Origin of the sequence: Pseudonocardia sp. KRD291, from assembly GCF_019263595.1 — a bacterium.
Taxonomy (GTDB): domain Bacteria; phylum Actinomycetota; class Actinomycetes; order Mycobacteriales; family Pseudonocardiaceae; genus Pseudonocardia.
In genome coordinates this window covers 1-21,281 of sequence record NZ_JADQDD010000086.1, presented here as the reverse complement: position 1 = coordinate 21,281, position 21,281 = coordinate 1, and the positions used below count along the sequence as shown (strand labels likewise).

The 21,281-nt window shown below is 72.9% G+C and carries 22 protein-coding genes and 2 pseudogenes; 16 read left to right on the top strand and 8 right to left on the bottom strand.

Annotated elements, in window-relative coordinates:
* From I4I78_RS14340 to I4I78_RS14325, 4 genes and pseudogenes are all read left to right on the top strand, one after another.
* Window positions 1-1,344, top strand: a pseudogene (locus I4I78_RS14340) (ATP-binding protein); the annotation flags it as partial.
* Entirely contained in the window at window positions 1,341-2,618 is a 1,278-nt protein-coding gene (gene mshA, locus I4I78_RS14335) for a D-inositol-3-phosphate glycosyltransferase (protein ID WP_308252105.1), read from the top strand. The pseudogene I4I78_RS14340 and the gene mshA, both read left to right, overlap by 4 nt.
* Entirely contained in the window at window positions 2,615-3,094 is a 480-nt protein-coding gene (locus I4I78_RS14330; protein WP_218611803.1) for a YbjN domain-containing protein, read from the top strand. The genes mshA and I4I78_RS14330 overlap by 4 nt, the downstream gene beginning before the upstream one ends.
* Before the next feature lie 17 nt (window positions 3,095-3,111).
* Entirely contained in the window at window positions 3,112-4,683 is a 1,572-nt protein-coding gene (locus I4I78_RS14325) for an AMP-binding protein (RefSeq protein WP_218611802.1), read from the top strand.
* 21 nt (window positions 4,684-4,704) lie between these two features.
* Here the strand turns inward: I4I78_RS14325 and I4I78_RS14320 are convergent, their stop codons facing one another.
* Window positions 4,705-5,994: an MFS transporter gene (locus I4I78_RS14320; RefSeq protein ID WP_218611801.1), complete on the bottom strand. Its 1,290-nt coding sequence runs from the start codon at window positions 5,992-5,994 to the stop codon at window positions 4,705-4,707.
* A gap of 46 nt (window positions 5,995-6,040) precedes the next feature.
* Here I4I78_RS14320 and I4I78_RS14315 point away from each other — a divergent pair, with 46 nt between their 5' ends.
* Window positions 6,041-6,250: a hypothetical protein gene (locus I4I78_RS14315; RefSeq protein WP_218611800.1), complete on the top strand. Its 210-nt coding sequence runs from the start codon at window positions 6,041-6,043 to the stop codon at window positions 6,248-6,250.
* A 3-nt stretch (window positions 6,251-6,253) separates the two neighbouring features.
* Here I4I78_RS14315 and I4I78_RS14310 read toward each other — a convergent pair whose 3' ends face one another.
* The 4 genes from I4I78_RS14310 to cutA are packed head-to-tail and all read right to left on the bottom strand — an operon-like array spanning window position 6,254 to window position 9,834.
* Window positions 6,254-8,605 carry an excinuclease ABC subunit UvrA gene (locus tag I4I78_RS14310; RefSeq protein WP_218611799.1) on the bottom strand — a complete coding sequence of 784 codons (2,352 nt, stop codon included), beginning with the start codon at window positions 8,603-8,605 and terminating at the stop codon, window positions 6,254-6,256.
* 10 nt (window positions 8,606-8,615) lie between these two features.
* The gene (locus I4I78_RS14305; protein ID WP_218611798.1) at window positions 8,616-9,026 is read right to left on the bottom strand and encodes a VOC family protein; all 411 of its coding nucleotides are present in this window, start codon (window positions 9,024-9,026) and stop codon (window positions 8,616-8,618) included.
* Window positions 9,027-9,031: 5 nt separating this feature from the next.
* Window positions 9,032-9,481, bottom strand: coding sequence for a helix-turn-helix transcriptional regulator (locus I4I78_RS14300; protein ID WP_218611797.1), 450 nt, complete (start codon window positions 9,479-9,481; stop codon window positions 9,032-9,034).
* Between the two features lie 32 nt (window positions 9,482-9,513).
* On the bottom strand, window positions 9,514-9,834 hold the full coding sequence (gene cutA, locus I4I78_RS14295) for a divalent-cation tolerance protein CutA (protein WP_218611796.1): 321 nt from the start codon (window positions 9,832-9,834) through the stop codon (window positions 9,514-9,516).
* Window positions 9,835-9,903: 69 nt separating this feature from the next.
* Between cutA and I4I78_RS14290 the strand changes: the two genes are divergently transcribed.
* Entirely contained in the window at window positions 9,904-10,692 is a 789-nt protein-coding gene (locus I4I78_RS14290) for an SDR family NAD(P)-dependent oxidoreductase (protein ID WP_218611795.1), read from the top strand.
* Window positions 10,693-10,740: 48 nt separating this feature from the next.
* Here the strand turns inward: I4I78_RS14290 and I4I78_RS14285 are convergent, their stop codons facing one another.
* Entirely contained in the window at window positions 10,741-11,694 is a 954-nt protein-coding gene (locus I4I78_RS14285; RefSeq protein WP_218611794.1) for an FAD-dependent oxidoreductase, read from the bottom strand.
* 84 nt (window positions 11,695-11,778) lie between these two features.
* Between I4I78_RS14285 and I4I78_RS14280 the strand changes: the two genes are divergently transcribed.
* Both I4I78_RS14280 and I4I78_RS14275 read left to right on the top strand, forming a co-directional pair.
* Window positions 11,779-12,504: a DUF899 domain-containing protein gene (locus tag I4I78_RS14280; protein WP_218611793.1), complete on the top strand. Its 726-nt coding sequence runs from the start codon at window positions 11,779-11,781 to the stop codon at window positions 12,502-12,504.
* A gap of 41 nt (window positions 12,505-12,545) precedes the next feature.
* Window positions 12,546-12,971, top strand: a complete 426-nt coding sequence (locus tag I4I78_RS14275; RefSeq protein WP_218611792.1) for a PaaI family thioesterase — start codon at window positions 12,546-12,548, stop codon at window positions 12,969-12,971.
* Here the strand turns inward: I4I78_RS14275 and I4I78_RS14270 are convergent.
* Window positions 12,958-13,623 (bottom strand): TenA family protein, encoded by a 666-nt coding sequence (locus tag I4I78_RS14270; RefSeq protein WP_218611791.1) that lies wholly within the window; start codon window positions 13,621-13,623, stop codon window positions 12,958-12,960. The genes I4I78_RS14275 and I4I78_RS14270 overlap by 14 nt on opposite strands.
* A gap of 110 nt (window positions 13,624-13,733) precedes the next feature.
* Between I4I78_RS14270 and I4I78_RS14265 the strand changes: the two genes are divergently transcribed.
* Window positions 13,734-15,149 carry an amino acid permease gene (locus I4I78_RS14265; protein WP_218611790.1) on the top strand — a complete coding sequence of 472 codons (1,416 nt, stop codon included), beginning with the start codon at window positions 13,734-13,736 and terminating at the stop codon, window positions 15,147-15,149.
* Between the two features lie 15 nt (window positions 15,150-15,164).
* Window positions 15,165-15,923 (top strand): GntR family transcriptional regulator, encoded by a 759-nt coding sequence (locus I4I78_RS14260; protein WP_218611789.1) that lies wholly within the window; start codon window positions 15,165-15,167, stop codon window positions 15,921-15,923.
* A 28-nt stretch (window positions 15,924-15,951) separates the two neighbouring features.
* Here the strand turns inward: I4I78_RS14260 and I4I78_RS14255 are convergent, their stop codons facing one another.
* Entirely contained in the window at window positions 15,952-16,455 is a 504-nt protein-coding gene (locus I4I78_RS14255) for a VOC family protein (protein WP_218611788.1), read from the bottom strand.
* Window positions 16,456-16,538: 83 nt separating this feature from the next.
* On the opposite strand from I4I78_RS14255, the gene I4I78_RS14250 reads away from it, so the two are divergent.
* The 6 genes and pseudogenes from I4I78_RS14250 to I4I78_RS14225 form a co-directional block, all read left to right on the top strand.
* A complete protein-coding gene (locus I4I78_RS14250; RefSeq protein ID WP_308252104.1) occupies window positions 16,539-17,012 on the top strand; it encodes a MarR family transcriptional regulator in 474 nt (157 codons plus the stop codon).
* Window positions 17,013-17,029: 17 nt separating this feature from the next.
* Entirely contained in the window at window positions 17,030-17,764 is a 735-nt protein-coding gene (locus I4I78_RS14245; RefSeq protein WP_218611787.1) for a phosphoglyceromutase, read from the top strand.
* Between the two features lie 132 nt (window positions 17,765-17,896).
* Window positions 17,897-19,111: a cell wall metabolism sensor histidine kinase WalK gene (locus I4I78_RS14240; RefSeq protein WP_218611786.1), complete on the top strand. Its 1,215-nt coding sequence runs from the start codon at window positions 17,897-17,899 to the stop codon at window positions 19,109-19,111.
* Between the two features lies 1 nt (window position 19,112).
* Entirely contained in the window at window positions 19,113-19,802 is a 690-nt protein-coding gene (locus I4I78_RS14235; protein WP_218611785.1) for a response regulator transcription factor, read from the top strand.
* Window positions 19,803-19,838: 36 nt separating this feature from the next.
* Complete coding sequence (locus tag I4I78_RS14230) at window positions 19,839-20,909, top strand: Ppx/GppA phosphatase family protein (RefSeq protein WP_218611784.1); 1,071 nt, start codon at window positions 19,839-19,841, stop codon at window positions 20,907-20,909.
* Window positions 20,906-21,281: pseudogene (locus tag I4I78_RS14225) on the top strand (hypothetical protein); the annotation flags it as partial. The gene I4I78_RS14230 and the pseudogene I4I78_RS14225, both read left to right, overlap by 4 nt.

Sequence of the window (21,281 nt, the reverse complement as noted above, 5' to 3'; positions counted from 1 at the left end):
GGCCTGCACGTCGCCGCGCCCGGGGCCGTGCACCCGCTGCTGCGCCGCCTCGGGGCCGGTGAGGCCGACCGGGCGTCGCTGCGCGCGCATCCTGCGCTGCGCGAGGCCGTCGCCCGCTCGCTGGACGACGCCGAGGCCGGCATGGACACCGAGCCGCTGGTCCGCGCCGTGCTGGGCCTGCTCGACGGGGCCGACCGGGAGGGATGGGCCGGTGCGCTCGCGCTGACCGACGACGAGGGCGTCCCGGCCCGCGCCGACGAGCTCGTCCTGCCCGACGCCGCGATCGGACCGCTGCTCGACCCGGACGCCCCGGTCGGGGTGCTCTCCTCCCACTGGACCGACGTGGACCGTGACGCCCTCGTCGCGGCCGGGGTGCTGGACTCGTTCGCGGTCGTCACCTCCGACGACGGCGCGTCCCTGGACCTGCACGACGCCGACGCCTGGCTCGACGAGCAGGACCCCGACGCCGGGACCGGCCGCGTGGTCGCCGTCCGCGACCTGGACCTGGTCGCCGACGACGCCTGGCCCGCGGCGCTCGCGCTGTTGGCGGCCGACCGCGACACCCGGGCCGCGGTGCTCGTCCCCGGCGGCTACACGGCCTGGTGGCTGGCTCGCCACGCGCGGATCGGCGGGCACCCAACGTCGTACTGGCGGACCGCGGGCGCCACCGACCTGGCCGGGCTCCACGACCCGGCCCCGGTCACCGGGGTGGACGACGCGCTGCTCGCCGCGGCCGGTGTCCGGGACCGGCTGCACGTCGACGGCGCGGACGACGCCGCGGACCTGCTGGACCGCCTCGGCGACGACCGGCGCGACGTCGGGCCCGCGCTCGTCGCCACCGCCCACGCCACACTGGCCGACGCGGTGACCGCACGGCGGGTGGACGTCGCCGACCTCGACCCTCCGGAGCGGGTCCGCACCCTGACCGGCGACGTCGTCGCGGCGCGGGACGCCGTCGTGCTGGACGCGCCGTGGGCGGCGCCGGCGCTGGCGGGCCGCGGCCTGGTCACCGGCGGCGACCCGGACGCACTCGCCGAGCTGCTCGACCTGCCCCTGGCCTCGGAGACCGTGCACGGCGAGCCCGCCGGCCCGAGCGGCGGCACCCCGATGCGCTGGGCCGAGTCGGCCGAGGTGGTGGTGGCCTGCACCACGTTCGGGGTCGACGTCCCGGACGGCGAGCTGGTCCGCCACGACGAGCTGGTCGTCGACCTGACCGCCCCGGAGCAGCGCCGGATCACGGTGGCGGCCTGGCCCGGTGCAGACGGGCGCTGGCACGCCTCGGACCCGTTGCACGCCCTGGTGGGTGAGCTGTCAACGATCTCGCGTGCTAGGAAGTGGACGTGACACGGTCGGAGCTGCCGCAGCGGGTCGCCGTCCTGTCGGTGCACACGTCACCGACCGAACAGCCGGGCACCGGCGACGCGGGCGGCATGAACGTCTACGTCGCCCAGACCGCCATCCGGATGGCGCGCCGCGGCGCCGAGGTCGAGATCTTCACCCGGGCCACGTCCTCGGAGCAGCCGCCGTCGGTGGAGCTGGCGCCGGGCGTGCAGGTCCGCTACGTCGCGGCCGGGCCGTTCGAGGGGCTCGGCAAGGACGACCTGCCCAGCCAGCTGTGCGCGTTCACCGCGGGCGTTTTGCGCGCCGAGGCCCGCCACGAACCCGGCTACTACGACGTCGTGCACTCGCACTACTGGCTCTCCGGGCAGGTCGGCTGGCTGGCCCGGGACCGCTGGGGTGTCCCGCTGGTGCACAGCGCGCACACCCTGGCCCGGGTCAAGAACGCCGCGCTGGCCGCGGGCGACACCCCGGAACCGCGGGTGCGGGTGATCGGCGAGGACCAGGTCGTGTCCGAGGCGGACCGGCTCGTCGCGAACACCGAGATCGAGGCCAAGCAGCTGATCGACCTCTACGACGCGGACCCGCGGCGGACCGTCACCATCCCGCCGGGCGTGGACACCGACCGTTTCCGGCCCGGCGACCGGCGCGCCGCCCGGGCCGGGCTCGACATCGCCGCCGACGCGGTCGTTCTCGCGTTCGTCGGCCGGATCCAGCCGCTCAAGGCGCCGGACGTGCTGCTGCGCGCCGCCGCCGAGCTGCTCGCACGGACCCCGTCGCTGCGCGAGCGCCTCGTCGTACTCGTGGCGGGCGGACCGTCCGGCAGCGGGATGGCCGAGCCGACCGCGCTGCACGAGCTGGGCACCGAGCTCGGCCTGGACGGCGTGGTGCGCTTCCTGCCCCCGCGCGGCGGTGACGAGCTGGTCCAGGTCTACCGGGCGGCCGACGTGGTCGTGGTACCCAGCCACAACGAGTCGTTCGGGCTGGTCGCGCTGGAGGCCCAGGCGTGCGGCACGCCGGTGGTGGCGACCCGCGTCGGCGGCCTCCCGGTCGCGGTCGCCGAAGGCCGTTCCGGGCTGCTGGTCACCGGGCACGACATCGGCGACTGGGCCGACGCGCTCGGCGAGCTGGCGCTGGACCCGGACCGCCGCGAGCGCATGGCCTCGGCCGCGGCGCAGCACGCCCGCCGCTTCTCCTGGGACCGCACGACCGAGGCCCTGCTGGGCGCCTACGACGAGGCCCGCCGCGAGTTCCACGTGCGGGTCGGAGGACGGGCATGAACCCCACCGACACCCTGATCGCCGACGCCCTGGCGGAGATGGACGTCGAGCACGGCCACCGTGGCGAGGGCCAGTTCATCGTCACCCTGCCGGGAACCGCCCGGCTGCAGACCCACTGCTGGCTGCTGGTGCGCGACCAGACGATGTCCGTGCAGGCGTTCGTCTGCCGTCAACCTGATGAGAACCACGTCGGCGTCTACCGGTTCATGCTGATGCGCAACGCGCGGCTCTACGGCGTGCACTACTCCCTCGACCGGGTCGGCGACATCCACCTGCTCGGCCGGGTGCCGCGGCACGCGATCACCGCCGACGAGATCGACCGCGTCCTCGGATCGGTGCTCGAGGCCGCAGACGGGGACTTCAACACGTTCCTCGAACTCGGCTTCGCCTCGTCGATCCGGCGCGAGTACGCGTGGCGCACGCAGAACGGCGAGTCGACGGCAAACCTGGCTGCCTTCGAACACCTCCTCACCTGATCCCTAGGATGGGCGCCATGTCGATGCGCAGCCCGTACCCGGACGTCGAGGTCCCCGACGTCTCGCTGACCGAGTTCCTCTTCGCCGACGGGTTCGGTGAGCGGGCCGACGCCCCCGCGCTGCTCGACGGCGGATCCGGGCGCTCGATCTCCTACACCGAGCTCACCGGAATGATCGACAAGATCGCTGCCGGGCTCGTCGAGCGCGGGATCGGCACCGGCGACGTGGTCGCGCTGTTCGCCCCGAACTCGCCGCAGTGGGCCGCGCTGTTCCACGGCGTCCTGCGCGCCAACGCGATCGTGACCAGCGCGAACTCGATGTACACCGGCGGTGAGCTGGCGCACCAGCTCACCGACTCCGGCGCGAAGATGGTCATCACCGTCTCGCCGTTCCTGGACCGCGCGCTCGACGGTGCCAAGCAGGCCGGTATCGACGCAGGCGGCGTCCTCACGATCGACGCCACAGACGGCCACGAGTCGCTCGCCGACCTGCTGGGTACCTCGTCGCAGCCGCCCGCCCTGACGACCACCGCGACCGACACCGCGGTGCTGCCCTACTCCTCGGGCACCACGGGCCTGGCCAAGGGCGTCATCCTCACCCACCGCAACCTGGTCGCGAACCTGCTCCAGATCGAGGCGATGGGCGACGTCACCTCCGAGACCAAGATCATGGCGTTCCTGCCGTTCTTCCACATCTACGGCATGACCGTGATGATGAACCAGGGTCTGCACGCCCGGGCCACCGTCGTCACGATGAGCAAGTTCGACCTGGCCGAGTTCCTGCGCATCACCGTCGAGTACCAGGTCGACCGGCTCTACATCGCCCCGCCGGTCGCGGTCGCGCTGGCCAAGCACCCCAGCATCGACGAGGTCGACCTGTCCTGCGTCAAGACGATCTTCTCCGGCGCCGCCCCGCTCGACGGCGAGCTGGGCCGGGCCGTCGCGAAGCGCCTGAACTGCACGGTGCTGCAGGGCTACGGCATGACCGAGCTGTCCCCGGTCAGCCACTGCATGCCCGACGACCGCGGCGACCTCGACCTGAACTCCTCGGGCTTCGCGCTGCCGAACATCGAGTGCAAGCTGGTCGACCCGGAGACCGGGCAGGAGGTCGCGGTCGGCGAGCGCGGCGAGCTGTGGGTCAAGGGCCCGAACGTGATGGTCGGCTACCTGAACAACACCGACGCCACCGACGCCACCAAGGACGCCGAGGGCTACCTGCACACCGGTGACATCGCCGTCGTCGACGACGAGGGCGTCTACTCGATCGTCGACCGGGTCAAGGAGCTGATCAAGTACAAGGGCTACCAGGTGCCGCCGGCGGAGCTGGAGGCCCTGCTGCTGACCCACGACAAGGTCGCCGACGCGGCGGTGATCGGGGTCAAGGACGCCGACGGCGAGGAGATCCCGAAGGCCTACGTGGTCAAGCAGGCCGCGGGCGCGGACCTCACCGAGGACGACGTCATGGCGTTCGTCGCGTCGAAGGTCGCGCCGCACAAGAAGGTCCGCGTGGTCGAGTTCATCGACCAGATCCCCAAGTCCGCCGCCGGCAAGATCCTGCGCAAGGACCTGCGCGCGCGCGAGAACGCCTGACACTCCGGGCCGCGGGGCGTCTCACCCCGCGGCCCGCGTGCCCGCGCCGTCGTTCGCCGCGGCGAGCGCCCGGCGCAGCGACCGGCTGTTCAGGCACGGTGCGGCGACGACGGCGGCGAGCACCAGCACCGCCGCGGAGAGCAGGTACGGGACCTGCAGGCCGAGGGCGGTGGCGACGGCCCCCGCGGCGACGGCGCCGAGCGGGGCGATCCCGTAGGCGATCATCCGCATCGAGGCGACCACCCGGCCCGTCAGGCGGTCCGGCACGAGGATCTGGCGCTGCCCGATCTGGGCGATGTTCCAGATGGTGAGCAGCAGGCCCCCGACCGCGAGCAGCCCGGCCACCGCGAACGGGTCGGTGGCGAGCCCGATGCCGGCCAGGACGAGTGCCTGCAGCAGCAGGCCACCGAGCAGCACGACCCCCGGCGGCACCCGTCGGATGACCGCTCCTGCGACGACCGCACCGGGGATCGCGCCGACCGCCGGCGCCGCGAGCAGGGCGCCGAACCACAGCTGCGACACCCCCAGCCGGTCGAGGGCGAACAACACCAGCACCGACTCCGCGCCGACCCAGGCCAGGTTGCTCAGCCCGACCACGATCGCCAGGAAGAGCACGACCCGGTGCCCGCCGAGCCAGCGCATCCCGTCCACGATGTCGGCCCGGATCGAGGCCCGCCCGGCCCGTTCGCGGTGGACGTGCTCGCCGGTCCGGCGGACCGCGCGCAGCAGGGCCGCGCTGGCCAGGAACGACACGGCGTCGAGCAGGAACGGCACGAACGGTCCGAGCACGAACGCCGCGCTCCCGACCGGCGGTCCGGCGAGGTCCTTGCCGGTGGTCTGCGCCGCGGCGATCCGGCTGTTGGCCCGGGACAGCATCGCGGTCTCCCTCCCGACGACGAGCGGGATGACGGCCTGCGCGGCGCTGTCGAACAACGTCTGGGCGGTGCCGAGCGCGAACACGAGGCCGATCAGCAGGCCGATCGTGGCCTGCCCCGTCACGACCAGCACCCCCAGGACGCAGAGCGTCAGGGCGCGCACCAGGTCGGCCCCGATCATGATCCGCAGGCGGTCGCCACGGTCGGCGACCGCCCCGCTGATCGGCCCCAGGACCAGCCAGGGAAGCCACGCCGCGGCGACGACCAGGGACACCGCGGCCGGGTTCCGCGACACGGTCGCCGCGAGCAGCGGCAGTGCGCCCAGGTAGACGCCGTCGCCGAGGTTGGACAGCGCGCCCGCGGCCCACAGGTTCCGGAAGCCGCGGCTCAGCGGGGGCGCGCGACGTCCGGCGGGCCGGGGACGGTCCGGTGTCACGGAAGAACCACAGCACGGATCGACCGATCACGCGACAATGGTGGGTATGTCCACGCCACAGCAGCCCGGTGACGCGTGGGCCTGGCCCGAGAACGCGGGGGAGCAGGCCCAGGGCGATCTCGCCGATCTTCTCGAAGAGGCGGCCCGGGCACTACGTGACGGTCGCGCGGTCGTCCGCCGCAGTGCCACCGGCACGACGTCGGGCGGGCCGAGCCACCTCGACGTCGACCTGACCTGGTCCCCGCGCGGCGCCTGAGGCTCAGGCGCCGACGTAGGCCGCGAGGTGCTCGCCGGTGAGGGTGGAGCGGTCGGCGACGAGCTCGGCGGGCGTGCCCTCGAAGACGATCCGGCCGCCGTCGTGGCCCGCGCCGGGGCCGAGGTCGATGATCCGGTCGGCGTGCGCCATCACGGCCTGGTGGTGCTCGATGACGATCACCGACTTGCCCGAGTCGACGAGGCGGTCGAGCAGCGCGAGGAGGTTCTCGACGTCGGCGAGGTGCAGGCCCGACGTCGGCTCGTCGAGGACGAGGACGCCGCCGTTCTCGCCCATGTGGGTGGCCAGCTTGACCCGCTGACGTTCGCCGCCGGACAGCGTGGTGAGCGGCTGGCCGATGGTGAGATAGCCGAGGCCGACGTCGTCGAGCCGCTCGAGGATCTTGTGCGCGGCCGGCGTCCTCGCCTCGCCGGCACCGAAGAACTCCTCCGCCTGCGCCACGGACATCGCGAGCACCTCGCTGATGTCGCGGCCTCCGAGGCGGTACTCCAGCACCGCGGCGTCGAACCGCCTGCCCTCGCACAGCTCGCAGACGGTGGCGACGCCAGCCATCATCGCCAGGTCGGTGTAGATCACGCCTGCGCCGTTGCAGCTGGGGCACGCGCCCTCGGAGTTGGCGCTGAACAGGGCCGGCTTCACGCCGTTGACCTTGGCGAACGCCTTGCGGATCGGCTCGAGCAGCCCCGTGTAGGTGGCCGGGTTGCTGCGTCGTGAGCCGCGGATCGCGCCCTGGTCGATCGCGACCACGCCGTCCCGTCCGGCCACCGAGCCACTGATCAGCGTGCTCTTTCCCGAGCCCGCCACGCCGGTCACCACGACCAGCACGCCGAGCGGGATGTCGACGTCGACGCTCTTGAGGTTGTGGCCGGCGGCGCCGCGCACCTGCAGCGCACCCGACGGCGTCCGCACCGACGGCTTGAGTCGGGCGCGGTCGTCGAGGTGGTGACCGGTGAGCGTGTCGGCGGCCCGAAGCCCGGCCACGGTGCCTTCGAACACGACCTCGCCGCCCGCGCTGCCGGCACCCGGGCCGATGTCGACGACGTGGTCGGCGATCGCGATCGCCTCCGGCTTGTGCTCCACGACCAGCACGGTGTTGCCCTTGTCGCGCAGCGCGAGCAGCAGGGCGTTCATCCGCGCGATGTCGTGCGGGTGCAGGCCGATCGTGGGCTCGTCGAAGACGTAGGTGACGTCGGTCAGCGACGAGCCGAGGTGGCGGATCATCTTGGTCCGCTGCGCCTCGCCGCCGGACAGGGTGCCCGAGGACCGGTCCAGCGAGAGGTAGCCCAGCCCGATCTCGACGAACGAGTCCAGCGTGTGGCGCAGCGTGGTGAGCAACGGGCCGACCGACGGTGCGTCGAGACCGCGCACCCAGCCCGCGAGGTCGCTGATCTGCATCGCGCAGGCGTCACCGATGTTGATCCCCTCGATCCTCGACGACCGTGCCGCCTCGGACAGCCGGGTGCCGCCGCAGTCCGGGCAGGTGGTGAACGTGACCACCCGTTCCACGAACGCCCGGATGTGCGGCTGCATCGCCTCGACGTCCTTGGACAGGTACGACTTCTGGATCTGCGGGATCAGCCCGACGTAGGTCAGGTTCGTGCCGTCGATCTTGAGCCGGGTCGGCTCCTTGTGCAGCAGGTCGTCGAGCTCGGTGGCCGAGTACTCCCGGATCGGCTTGTCCGGGTCGAGGAACCCGCAGCCGCGGTAGATCCGGCCGTACCAGCCGTCCATGCTGTAGCCGGGGACGGTGAGCGCGCCCTCGTTGAGCGACTTGGAGTCGTCGTAGAGGGCGGTCAGGTCGAAGTCGTTGACCGCGCCCCGGCCCTCGCAGCGCGGGCACATGCCGCCGGTGATGGAGAAGGTGCGCTTCTCCTTCACCGTCTTGCCGCCCTTCTCCAGGGTGACCGCTCCGGCCCCGCTGATCGACGCGACGTTGAACGAGAACGCCTGCGGCGAGCCGATGTGCGGGGTCCCGAGGCGGCTGAACAGGATGCGCAGCATCGCGTTGGCGTCGGTGGCGGTGCCGACCGTGGAGCGCGGGTCGGAGCCCATCCGCTGCTGGTCGACGATGATCGCCGTGGTCAGCCCGTCGAGGACGTCGACGTCGGGGCGGGCCAGGGTCGGCATGAAGCCCTGCACGAACGCGCTGTACGTCTCGTTGATCATCCGCTGCGACTCGGCGGCGATCGTGTGGAACACCAGCGAGCTCTTGCCGGATCCGGAGACGCCGGTGAACACGGTCAGCCGCCGCTTCGGGATCTCGACGTGCACGTCCTTGAGGTTGTTCACCCGCGCTCCGTGCACGCGGATCAGGTCGTGGCGGTCGGCGTCGTGCATCGTCTGCCTCTCAGCGAGCTTCGTTGATGCGGATCAGGTTGCCCGTCGGGTCGCGGAAGGCGCAGTCGCGGACGCCGTAGGGCTGCTCGGTCGGCTCCTGGACGACCTCGGCGTCGCCGGCCTGCAGTTTCTCGAAGAGGCCGTCGAGGTCGTCGGTGGCGAGGGTGAGGGCCCCGTAGCTGCCCTTGGCGATCAGCTCGAGCACGGTGCGGCGCTCCTCGTCGGTGATCCCGGGGTCGGCGGCCGGGGGGTGCAGGACGATCGAGGTGCCCGGCTGGCCTGCGGGGCCGACGGTGAGCCAGCGCATGCCCGCGTACCCGACGTCGTTGCGGAGCTCGAAGCCGAGGGTGTCGCGGTAGAAGGCCAGTGCGGCGTCCGGGTCGGTCTGCGGGAGGAAGGCGTAGTGGATGCTGATGTCCATGCCGGTCACGCTAGGTGCGGCTCCACGACCGGTGCTTCTCGATTCCTGACCGGTCGGGTCACCTGCTTGGCCAGACACGACGGCATCTCCCCGGACGCGCGCGCCGCCTCGGCCCGGTAGGTACTCGGCGGCGTCCCGACCAGCTCGGTGAACCGCGTGCTGAACGTGCCCAGCGACGAGCAGCCCACCGCGAAACAGACCTCGGTGACGCTGAGGTCGCCGCGCCGCAGCAACGCCATCGCGCGCTCGATGCGCCGGGTCATCAGGTAGGAGTAGGGCGACTCGCCGTAGGCGCGCCGGAACTCCCGCGACAGGTGCCCCGCCGACATGTGCGCGCCGCGGGCGAGGGCCTCGACGTCCAGTGGCCGCGCGTACTCGCGGTCGATCCGGTCGCGGACGCGGCGCAGCCGGGCGAGGTCGTGCAGGCGTTGCTCCGCGTCGGGTCTGCCGGTCACCTGCGAGATCGTGCCACGCCCACGCGCTTTCCTCACCGGGTCTCGTCGACCAGCCAGGTCAGGTAGTCGGCGCTGCCGCCCTCGATCGGCGTCGCGATGATCTCGGGCAGGTCGTAGGTGTGCTGACGGCGCAGGTGCTCGGTCAGCTCCGGCACCCGGTCCGCGGCGGTCTTGATCTCGACCCGCCACTCCGGCTCGGTCTGGACCGCGCCCTCCCAGCGGAACACGCTGGTCACCGGCCCGACGATCTGGGCGCAGGCCCCCAGCCGGGCCTCGATCGCTCCGCTCGCGAGCGCGAGGGCGGCCTTCTCGCTGTCCGTGGTCGACGTGACGACGACATGGTCGGCAGGCATGCGCAGGACGGTACGAGGTCTGAGCACGAACTCACGTTGCGGGCGCCGCGTTCCGGGTAGCCACCGGACATGACATCCACCGCGCGCAAGGACACCACGCCTGAGGCCACCGTCGCCGTCGTCACCGGGGCCGGGTCCGGGATCGGCGCCGCCACCGCGCTCCGGCTGGCCACCGACGGGGCCACCGTCGTGCTGACCGGGCGCACCGCGGACAAGCTCGAGTCGATCGTCGCCGGCGCGGGCGACATCGCCGGGAACATGGTCGTCCGCGTCGTCGACTCGTCGGACGAGTCGGCCGTGGCGGAGCTGTTCGCCTCCGTGGTCGCCGAGTTCGGCCGGCTCGACACTCTGGTCAACAACGCCGCCGTGGCCACGCCGGGCGCGGTCACCGAGACCGACACCGCGGACTGGGCACAGGTGATGCGGGTCGACGTGGACGGCGTGTTCTTCGGCTGCCGCGCCGCGGTGCCGCACCTGGTCGAGACGGGCGGCAGCATCGTCAACGTCGCGTCCGTGTCGGGCATGGGAGGCGACTGGAACAACGTCGCCTACAACGCGGCCAAGGGCGCCGTGGTGAACATGACCAGGGCGATGGCGATGGACCACGCCGCGGACGGGGTCCGGGTGAACGCGGTCAGCCCGTCGCTGACGATGACGGACATGACGGCCGGGATGACCGACGACGAGGACCTGATGGCGCGGTTCGCCGACCGGATTCCGATGGGCCGCGCCGGTCAGCCGGAGGAGGTCGCGGACGTCATCGCATTCCTGACCGGCCCGGACGCCCGGTTCGTGACCGGCGTGAACCTGCCCGTCGACGGCGGCCTGAGCGCATCCAACGGGCAGCCGCGGATGTGACGGCGCGGTTCAGCTGAACCGCGGCGGTTCAGCTGAACCGCCTGCCCGTCACCCCGCCAGCTCCGCGACGTCGTCGGCGCAGCCCCAGGACAGGGTGATCCCGGACCCGCCGTGTCCGTAGTCGTGGATCACCCGCGGGGTGTCCGGGCCGGCCGGTTCGGCCTCCAGGCGCACGGTCGGACGGGCCGGTCGCAGGCCCGCGACGTGTTCCAGGACCTCGGCCCCGCGCAGCTCCGGGACGATGTCGGTGCAGCGTTCGACGATCGCGGCGCCGGTGGCGGGATCCGGGGTGGCGTCCCACTCGCCCTCGTCGAGGGTGCCGCCGAGGATCGCGTCGTGGGCGCGGGGATGGACGTAGGCCCGGCCGGCGGGGTGCTGCTCGTCGCGCACCGAGAGCGTCAGGCCCGGGTTGGCGACGCGCACGATCTGCCCGCGTACCGGGACGACACTCGTGTCGCCGACCAGCGTACGGGCGCCGAGCCCGGAGCAGTTCACGACCAGGTCGGCGTCGCGACCGGCGTCGGACAGGGACTCCACGCGGCGCTGCTCCAGTACACCGCCGCGGCGCCGCAGCTCGGTGACCAGCCACGGCAGGTGCACCGGCATCTCGACCAGTGGCACGGCGAAGCGCAGGCCGTGCGGGTAGCCCGGCGGCAGCTCGTCGGCGCGGGCGGGGCGGACCTCGCCGACGGCGTCGGCCCACCACTGCTGCGGCGGCGGCTCCCGGTAGAGGGTCAGGCTCTCGCGCATCACCACGCCCGGAACCCCGGCACGGGCCTGCGCGGCCAGCTCGGTGAACGTGCGGCGGCCCCAGTCCAGGACCTTGTCCCGGGGCCCGGCCCGGGTCGGGAACCAGACGGCGGCGGCCAGGTGCGATGTGGACTCCTCGGGCGGGCGGTCGGCGACGACCCGGACCGTCCAGCCGTTGTCCATCAGCCGGAGTGCGCAGCTCAGACCGGCGATCCCCGCTCCCACCACGACGGCACTGCGATCCCCCGGCACACCGCCATCGTCTCAGCGATGAGTCCCGGGTCCCGAACCGGTCACCACTGGTGGACGCAGAGAACCGACGAGAGGAACAGGCCCGTGACCCTTCCCGACGTGGTGTCCCGTGAACAGTGGCAGGCGGCCCGGGTGGCCCTGTTGACCCGGGAGAAGGAGCTGACCCGCGCCCGCGACGCGCTCAACGCCGACCGGCGAGGGCTGCCGATGGTCGAGGTCACCGAGGACTACGTGCTGACCGGCCCGGACGGTCCGGTCTCGCTGCTCGAGGCGTTCGGTGGGTACCGGCAGCTGATGGTCGGGCACTTCATGTTCGACCCGGAGTGGGAGAAGGGCTGCGGCAGCTGCACCGCCGGCGCGGACGAGTACTCCGACGGTCTGGCCGAGCACCTGCACGCCCGCGACACCCACCTGGTCCACGTCTCCCGCGCGCCGATCGAGAAGATCGAGAAGTACCGGTCGGAGAAGGGCTGGTCCTTTCCCTGGTACTCCTCGCACGGCAGCCGCTTCAACTACGACTTCCACGTGACGCTGGACCCGGCCGTCGCGCCGGTCGAGTACAACTTCCGGACCCCGGACGTGGACCCGTCGCTGACGGTCCCGGACGGTGGGTCGTGGGAGCTGCCGGGCCTGAGCTGCTTCCTGCGCGACGGCGACCGGGTGTTCCACACGTACTCGCAGTACGCCCGCGGCGCGGAGTCCACCGGCGGCTCGTACTACTTCCTCGACCTCACCGCGCTCGGGCGCCAGGAGGACTGGGAGGAGCCGAAGGGCCGGGCGAAGCACGGGGCGGTGCCGGACTTCTCCTGAGTGTCGGACGGTCGTCACCCGCGGGTGCCAGGGTGGCGACCATGACCGCACTCCTGACCGGTGACGACCTCGCGGCCCGCGCCGCACTGGCCCTGCAGGTCCCGTTGCAACGCGAGCTCGGCATCGAGCTGATCGACGCCGCGGCCCCGGAGACCGGCGCCGCGTTCGTCGTCGGTGAGCTGGCGGGCAACGGCGCGGGCGGCACCCACGCCGGGGCGCTGGCCGTCGGGCTCGAGCTGGCGGCGCTGCTCGCGACGTTGCCGCACCTGGCGCCGACCGAACACGCCGTCACGGCCTCGACGTCGACGAACCTGGCCGCGGCGGCGCGCACCGGGCAGCGGGTCGAGTTCCGCGGCTCGGTCGACCGGCGCACCGGCCGGCTGGCGTTCACGACGGTCGTCGCCACCTGCGAGGGCACCGTGCTGGCCCGGGCGAACGTGGTGAAGTCCGTCGTCACACTCCGCTGAGCGGCGCCGGTCCGGCGTAGGCGGCGTCGAAGAACGCCAGCTCCAGGTCGACGGCGCGCACGAACAGGGCGGAGACCTCGTCGCGGCGGTTCGGAGGCAGCGTCTCGCCGACCCGGTCGAGCTCGCTGCGCAAGAACGCCACCCAGGACTCGAAGTCCGGTCCGCGGTGCAGCTCGATCCACTCGGCGTGGATCGGGTCGTCCGGGACATCCGAGCCGGGCCGGGTCGCCCAGTCCAGGTAGAGCCACTCCGCGACGAGCAGCACGGCGAGCGCGTCGGCGTACCGGCCGGCCCGCGCGGAGTCCATCAGCTCCCGGAAGCCGGCGGTCGGCGCCAGCAGCACGGGCGCGGTGCGCTCGGCGTCCGGGACGTCCAGGGCACCGAGCGAGCGGGCGAAGAAATCGTTCTCCGGTCCGGCGACGAGGCCGAGCTGGCGCGCCAGCCGCACCCGCGGCGCCGCGGCGTCCGCCCCGGCGACGGCCGCACCCATCAGCGCCACGAACGCGTCGACGAACTGGTGGTCCTGCACCAGGTAGCGGGTCAGGACCTCGCGGTCCACCGTCCCGGCCCACAGCTCGTCGACGAACCGGTGCCCGACGGCGGCGTCCCAGACCGGCGCGGTGGCCTCGCGCAGCTGCGCACACAACGACATGCGCCCCAGGCTAGGGCGGCCGGGTCTGGCGCTGCGGGGCCGGGACAGTCACGATGCCGCGATGCCCCGTTGCGTTGCGGGGTGACACGGCACGGATCCGGGGGCGGGACATGACGGGCACCGAGGCACGCGCGGGGACGGAACTGCAGGCCGGGCTCCGCGACCGGCACGTCACGATGATCAGTATCGCGGGGGTGATCGGCGCCGGGCTGTTCGTCGGGTCCGGGACCGCGATCTCGACGGCGGGTCCGGCGGTGCTGCTGTCCTACCTGTTCGCCGGCGCGCTGGTCGTGCTCGTGATGCGGATGCTGGGGGAGATGGCCGCCGCCCAGCCGGACTCCGGGTCGTTCTCCACCTACGCCGACCGTTCGATCGGGCCGTGGGCCGGGTTCACCGTCGGCTGGCTGTACTGGTGGTTCTGGGTGCTGGTGATCCCGGTCGAGGCCACCGCCGCGGCGACGATCCTCAACTCGCTGGTCACCTCCGTCCCGCAGTGGACGTGGGCGTTGGTCATCACCGCGCTGCTGACCGTCACGAACCTGTTCAACGTGGCCAACTACGGCGAGTTCGAGTTCTGGTTCGCGCTGCTCAAGGTCGTGGCGATCATCGCCTTCATCGTGTTCGGCGCGCTGGCCGTGCTCGGCCTGCTGCCCGGCGCGGGCGGCGACGTGAGCGGCCTGTCCCGGCTCGTCGACCAGGGCGGGTTCCTGCCCAACGGGTTCGGCGCGGTGATCGCGGCCGTGCTGGTCACCATGTTCAGCTTCATGGGCACCGAGATCGTGACGATCGCCGCGGCCGAGTCGTCGAACCCGGCCGAGCGGATCGGCAAGGCCACCCGCTCGGTGATCTGGCGGATCTCGATCTTCTACCTGGCCTCGATCCTGCTGGTCGTCGCGATCGTCCCGTGGAACGACCCGCGGCTGCCCGAGAACGGCTCCTACCAGGCCGCACTCGAGGTGATCGGCGTGCCGGGGGCGAAGATCATCGTCGACGTGGTGGTGCTGGTCGCCGTGGCCAGCTGCCTGAACTCCGCGCTCTACACGGCGTCGAGGATGATGTTCTCGCTCGGCAAGCGCGGGCAGGCGCCGCCCGCGGTGACCCGGACGACGGCCGCCGGCGTGCCGCGCGTCGCGGTGCTCGCCTCCACCGCGATCGGGTTCGTCACGGTGATCGCGAACTACGCGTTCCCGGAGGAGGTCTTCGCGGCGCTGCTCGCCACCTCCGGCGCCGTGGCGTTGCTGGTCTACCTGGTGATCGCGGTGTCGCAGCTGCGGATGCGCCGGATGCTCGTCCGCGACGGCGTCGCGATGCCGGTCCGGATGTGGGGCTACCCGTACCTGACCTGGGCGGTCGTGGTGGTGATCCCGCTCGTGCTCGGCTACATGGCCTTCTCGCCCGACTCCGAGTCCCGGTTCAACCTGGCCATGACGGCGGCGATCGCGGTCGCGGTGGTCGTCGTCTCGGTCGTGGTCACCCGTCGGCAGCGGGCCCGCGCCCCCTACCGTGGTCCTTCGGCGACGCGGTAGGTGAGGAGTGCGGGTATGGGCGAGCGGACGCTGGTCCGCGGGAACGGGCAGCCGCTGTGGCAGCAGCTGCTCGACGACCTGCGGGCGCGCCTCGACGGAGGCGACTTCGACGCGGCCCTGCCCAGCGAGTTCGCCCTGGCCGCGGAGTACTCGGTCAGCCGGCACACCGTGCGCGAGGCACTGCGCCGGATGCGCGACGACGGCGCCGTGGTCGCCACCCGCGGCCGGGTCGCCCGGCGCGCCGAGCCGACGCCGATCGAGCAGCCGCTGAGCGAGCCCTACAGCCTCTACCGGGCCGTCGAGGCGGCCGGTCGGACCCAGCGCAGCGTCGTGCGCCAGTTCGACGTGCGTGCCGACGGCGTGATCGCCGCCCGGCTGGGGCTGGAGGAGTCGACGCCGCTGGTGCACCTGGAGCGGCTGCGCCTGGCCGACTCCGAACCGCTGGCGGTGGACCGGGTGTGGCTGCCCGAGGAGCTCGCCGCGCCGCTGCTCGACGTCGACTTCAGCCACACCGGCCTCTACGACGAGTACCGGCGCCGCTGCGGGATCCGGGTGACCGGGGGCCGGGAGAACATCCGGGCCGTCGTGCCCGGGGAGGGCGAACGGCAGCTGCTCGGGATCGGCGACGGCGTCGCGGCGCTGGTGATCGAACGCTGTGGGATGGCCGAGGGCCGCGCCGTGGAGTGGCGGCACACCGTCGTGCGCGGCGACCGGTTCACCGTCACCGCGCAGTTCTCCGACCGCACCGGGTACCGGGTGGACCTGGCGGAGTAGGCCGCGGAGCAGGTCGGGGGATCGGCGGTCAGGCCGGGACGGACACCCCGACACCGCCGCGCGTCCGGGCGCCGTAGCGCTCGATCTCGGCCGGCAGGTCCAGCCGCGCGACGCGCATCCCGGTCTCCTCACCCAGCAGCGACGCCGGCACCAGCCAGCTCACCTCGAACTCCAGCCCGTCGGGGTCCTGGGCGTAGAGCGCCTTGGTCGAGCCGTGGTCGGACGCGCCGACCAGTGCCCCGCGACCGCTGAGCACGTCGGAGATCCGGGACAGCTCGGCGAGCGTGTCGACCTCCCAGGCCAGGTGGTAGAGCCCGACCGCACCGCGCCCGGCAGCGGACGGCGCGGCGTCGGCGCCGATCGCGAACAGGCCCAGGTCGTGGTCGTTGGAGGAGCCCTCGGCCTGCAGGAACGCGGCCTTGCCGGGCATCCCGGCGACCTGCCGGAACCCGAGCGCCTCGGTGTAGAAGGCGACGCTGCGGTCCAGGTCACGGACGTAGAGGACGGCGTGGTTGAGGCGCTGGACGGGCACGGCGGTCTCCCTGGTTCGAGGTTGTTGAAAGCTCAACCGTGACGGTACGCGAGAAAGCATGAGAGTTCAAGTACACTGCGGGCGTGGACGAGAGGTGCGGGGGCGAGGTGCGCTGGCTCGACGGGGCCGAGCGGCGGACCTGGATGACCCTGCTCGCCACGACGGCCCGTCTCGACGGTGCGCTGGACCGGCAGATGCAGCGCGACGCCGGGATGCCGCTGGCCTACTACCAGATCCTGGCCATGCTCTCCGAGGCTCCGCGGCACACGCTGCGGATGACCGACCTGGCCGAGATCACCCAGAGCTCGCAGAGCCGGATCTCGCACGCGGTCAAGCGCCTGGAGATGCAGTCCTGGGTGCTGCGCCGCCCGTGTGCCGACGACCGGCGCAGCACGCTGGCCGAGCTCACCGACGCCGGCCACGCCGCGCTCGTCGCCGCGGCACCCGCGCACGTGGCCGCCGTGCGGGCGCACCTGTTCGACGCGTTGAGCACCGAGCAGGTCGGGCAGCTCCGCGAGATCCTGGGTGCGGTCCTGTCCGAGCTCCCGGAGACCTAGCTGGCAGGCTGTGGCCCATGGCGACTCTCGTACTGCTGCGACACGGCCAGAGCGTGTGGAACGCGGAGAACCTGTTCACCGGATGGGTGGACGTCCCGCTGTCGGAGAAGGGCGAGGGCGAGGCCCGCCGGGGCGGCGAGCTGCTCACCGAGAACGGCGTGCTCCCCGACGTCGTGCACACCTCGCTGCTGAGGCGCGCGATCGCCACCGCGAACCTCGCACTCGACGCCGCGGACCGGCACTGGATCCCGGTCGTGCGCGACTGGCGTCTCAACGAGCGCCACTACGGGGCGTTGCAGGGCAAGGACAAGAAGCAGACCCTGGAGACCTACGGCGAGGAGCAGTTCATGCTCTGGCGCCGGTCCTACGACACGCCGCCGCCGCCGATCGAGAAGGGCTCCGAGTTCTCCCAGGACGCCGACCCGCGCTACGCCGGGATCGACGCGCCGCTGACCGAGTGCCTGGCCGACGTCGTCGACCGGTTCCTGCCCTACTGGCACGACGCGGTGGTGCCGGACCTGCGGGACGGGAAGACGGTCCTGCTGGCCGCGCACGGCAACTCGCTGCGCGCACTGGTGAAGTACCTCGACGGGATCTCCGACGCCGACATCGCCGGGCTCAACATCCCGACCGGTATCCCGCTCGTCTACGACCTCGACGAGTCGTTCATGCCCGCGACGCCCGGTGGCCGCTATCTCGACCCGGACGCGGCGGCCGACGCCATCGCCGGAGTGGCCGCCCAGGGTCGGTAGTCGCTCTCCGCGACCGCCAGGCTGAACCGCGGGTGAACGGGACCCGAACACTGGCGCGCCGGAGCGTCGGCCGGGTCACCTTCGGGTGTTCGCGCCTGTGTCCACGGCACCGGGACTGCCTACTATGCGGCCGTGACCACGCTCGCGTGGCTGCTCGTGGCCGTCGCGCTCGGTCTCGGTCTGGTGGCCGGGGCCGTGGCGCACCGCGGCCTCGGCAGCTCCCCCTCCCCGGCGCCCCGCCGCCGGGACCGGGCACATGCCTCCGACCGGGAGGCTCCGGCTCTGGCCGACCTGCTGCACCGCACGTTCCGCCAGTCCGGTTCCGGCCTGGCGGTGGTCGCCGGCAACGGCGACGTGGTGGTGCACAACTCGCGGGCGATGGCGCTGCGCGTCGTCGCCGAGACCCGGCTCGACCCCCGGGCCTGGGCGGCCTGCCAGCGGGTGCTCGCCGGCGGCACCCGGATGGAGGTCGACCTGTCCCCGCTGGAGCGCTCGCCGCGCGGGCCGGTCGCGGTGCAGGCCAGGGTCCGTGCCCTCGGGGACGGATTCACCCTGGTCGAGGCCGTGGACACCTCCGAGGTGTCCCGCCTGGAGGCCACCCGTCGCGACTTCGTCGCGAACGTCTCGCACGAGCTCAAGACCCCGGTCGGGGCGATCGCGCTGCTCGCCGAGGCGCTGCTGGACACCCTGGACGGGCTCGAGCCGACCGAGGACTCGGCCGACGACGCCGTCGAGGTGCGCCGGTTCGGCGACAAGATCCTGCGCGAGGCCAACCGGCTGGGGAACCTGGTCACCGAGCTGATCGCGCTGTCCCGGCTGACCGGGGCCGAGCGGCTGCCCGAGCTCGCCGCCGTGCAGGTCGACGACGTGGTGGCCGAGGCGCTCGCGCGCAGCCGCAGCTCCGCGGAGTCCGGTGCGGTGGAGATCGCCGCGGACCCGGCGTCCGGCCTGGTCGTGGACGGCGACCGGACGTTGCTGGTCACGGCGCTGACGAACCTGGTGGAGAACGCGATCGCCTACTCGTCGGCGGACTCGTCGGTGTCGGTGACCCGGCGCGCGGTGGACGGCTCGGTGGAGATCGCCGTGACCGACCGGGGGATCGGCATCGCACCGGAACACCAGCAGCGGGTGTTCGAACGGTTCTTCCGGGTCGACCCGGCCCGTTCCCGGGCCACCGGGGGCACCGGACTCGGCCTGGCGATCGTCAAGCACGTGTGCGCCAACCACGGAGGAGAGGTGCGGCTGTGGAGCAGCCCCGGCACCGGCTCGACGTTCACCATGCGGCTACCGGCCCATCTCGGGGTCGGCACACCCGCCACGCGTACCGCACTTCCAGCTGGAGGATGAGATGACCAGGGTTCTGATCGTGGAGGACGAGGAGTCCTTCGCCGACCCGATCGCGTTCATGCTGCGCAAGGAGGGGTTCACCACCGCCGTCGCGGCGAACGGCAACGACGCGTTGAGCGAGTTCGACCGCAACGGCGCCGACATCGTCCTGCTCGACCTGATGCTGCCCGGCATGAGCGGCACCGACGTCTGCAAGGCGCTGCGGTCCCGCTCCGCGGTCCCGGTGATCATGGTGACGGCGCGCGACAGCGAGATCGACAAGGTGGTGGGCCTCGAGCTCGGGGCCGACGACTACGTGACCAAGCCGTACTCGGCGCGGGAGCTGATCGCCCGGGTGCGGGCGGTGCTGCGCCGCGGCGGCGAGGGCACGGCCGAGCCCGAGGGCGGCTCCGGGATCCTCGAGGCGGGCCCGGTCCGGATGGACGTCGAGCGCCACGTCGTCTCGGTCGGGGGCAGTGACGTCGCGCTCCCGCTCAAGGAGTTCGACCTGCTGGAGTACCTGCTGCGCAACGTCGGGCGGGTGCTCACCCGGGCGCAGCTGATCGACCGGGTGTGGGGCGCGGACTACGTCGGCGACACGAAGACGCTCGACGTGCACGTCAAGCGCCTGCGGTCCAAGGTGGAGCACGACCCGTCGACGCCGCAGCATCTGGTCACGGTGCGGGGGCTGGGGTACAAGTTCGACGTCTGAGGGTGCGGCGCATAACGGACCGGTAACCTGTGCCCCGTGCGCCTGGCCGTGCTCGACGTCGGATCCAACACCGTCCACCTGCTGATGGTGGACGCCCACAGCGGCGCGCACCCGAAGCCGATGTCGTCGGACAAGGACCAGCTGCGGCTGGCGGAGAACCTGGACTCCCGGGGCGCCCTCACCAAGAGCGGGGTCCGGGCGCTGGTCGAGAGCGTGCACAAGGCGCGCGACTCCGCCCGGGCCGCCGGCTGCGACGACCTGATGGCGTTCGCCACCTCGGCGCTGCGCGACGCCACGAACTCGGCCGAGGTCCTGGCCAGGGTGCACGACGAGACCGGCGTCGCGCTCGAGGTGCTGCACGGCGAGGACGAGGCGCGCTACACCTTCCTCGCCGTCCGCCGCTGGTTCGGCTGGTCGGCCGGACGGCTGCTGGCCCTCGACATCGGCGGCGGCTCGCTGGAGATGGCGGTCGGGCGCGACGAGATGCCCGAGGAGGCGGCGTCGCTGCCGCTGGGTGCCGGCCGGCTGACCCGGGAGTGGTTCCGGGGCGACCCGCCGACCCGGGCCGAGATCGACCGCCTGCGGGAGAAGGTCGAGGCCGACCTGGCCCCGGTCGCCGGGCGGCTGCGGATCGCCGGGGACCCGGACCGCGCCGTCGGCACCTCGAAGACCTTCCGCTCGCTGGCCCGACTGGCCGGCGCCGCACCGTCCAGCGAGGGGCCGCGCGCGCCGCGCACCCTGTCCGCGGTCGGTCTGAGCCAGCTGACGGCGTTCATCAGCCGGATGTCCAGCGGTGACCTCGCCGAGCTGGAGGGGGTCAGTGCGAGCCGGGCGCACCAGCTGGTGGCCGGCGCGGTCGTCGCGCAGGCCGCGATGGGCGCGCTCGGGATCTCGGAGGTCGACATCTGCCCGTGGGCGCTGCGTGAGGGTGTGATCCTCCGGCGGCTCGACATGCTGGACGGAGCGAAGCCTGCGGAGCGAGCCTCCACACCGGCGAAGCCTGCGGAGCAGGCGTCGGTACCGGCGACGGGGGCCGACCGCTCGGCGCAGGAAGCGGGGGGCGGACTTGGACCCTTGACATCGCACAGGGCACGGTGGTCGGAATGAGTGTGGACAGCGGAGAGCCCCGTCAGCGCACGGTCGCGGAGCTGCTCGCCGAGAACAGCGGCTCGCAGACCGGCCGTCGACGGCGCCGGCGCGCGGTCGACGACGAGCCGGCCGACGCCGGCGTCACCGACGCCCCCGCGGACGCGGGTCGCGTCGCGGCGCCGCCTCCCCGTCGGCCGCAGGTCCCGGCCGGGCAGGCGGAGCCGCCCGCGGGCCGTGCGCCGCTGGCCCCCGCCGGCCCACCCCGCGGCGGCGCGAACGGCTACGGCTACGAGGCGAACGGCTACGACGCGCACGGCCCGAACGGCTACCGCGGGAACGGTGTCGACCGGGGGGCCCCCGACCCGGCGGGGTACGGGCGCGGTCGCTACG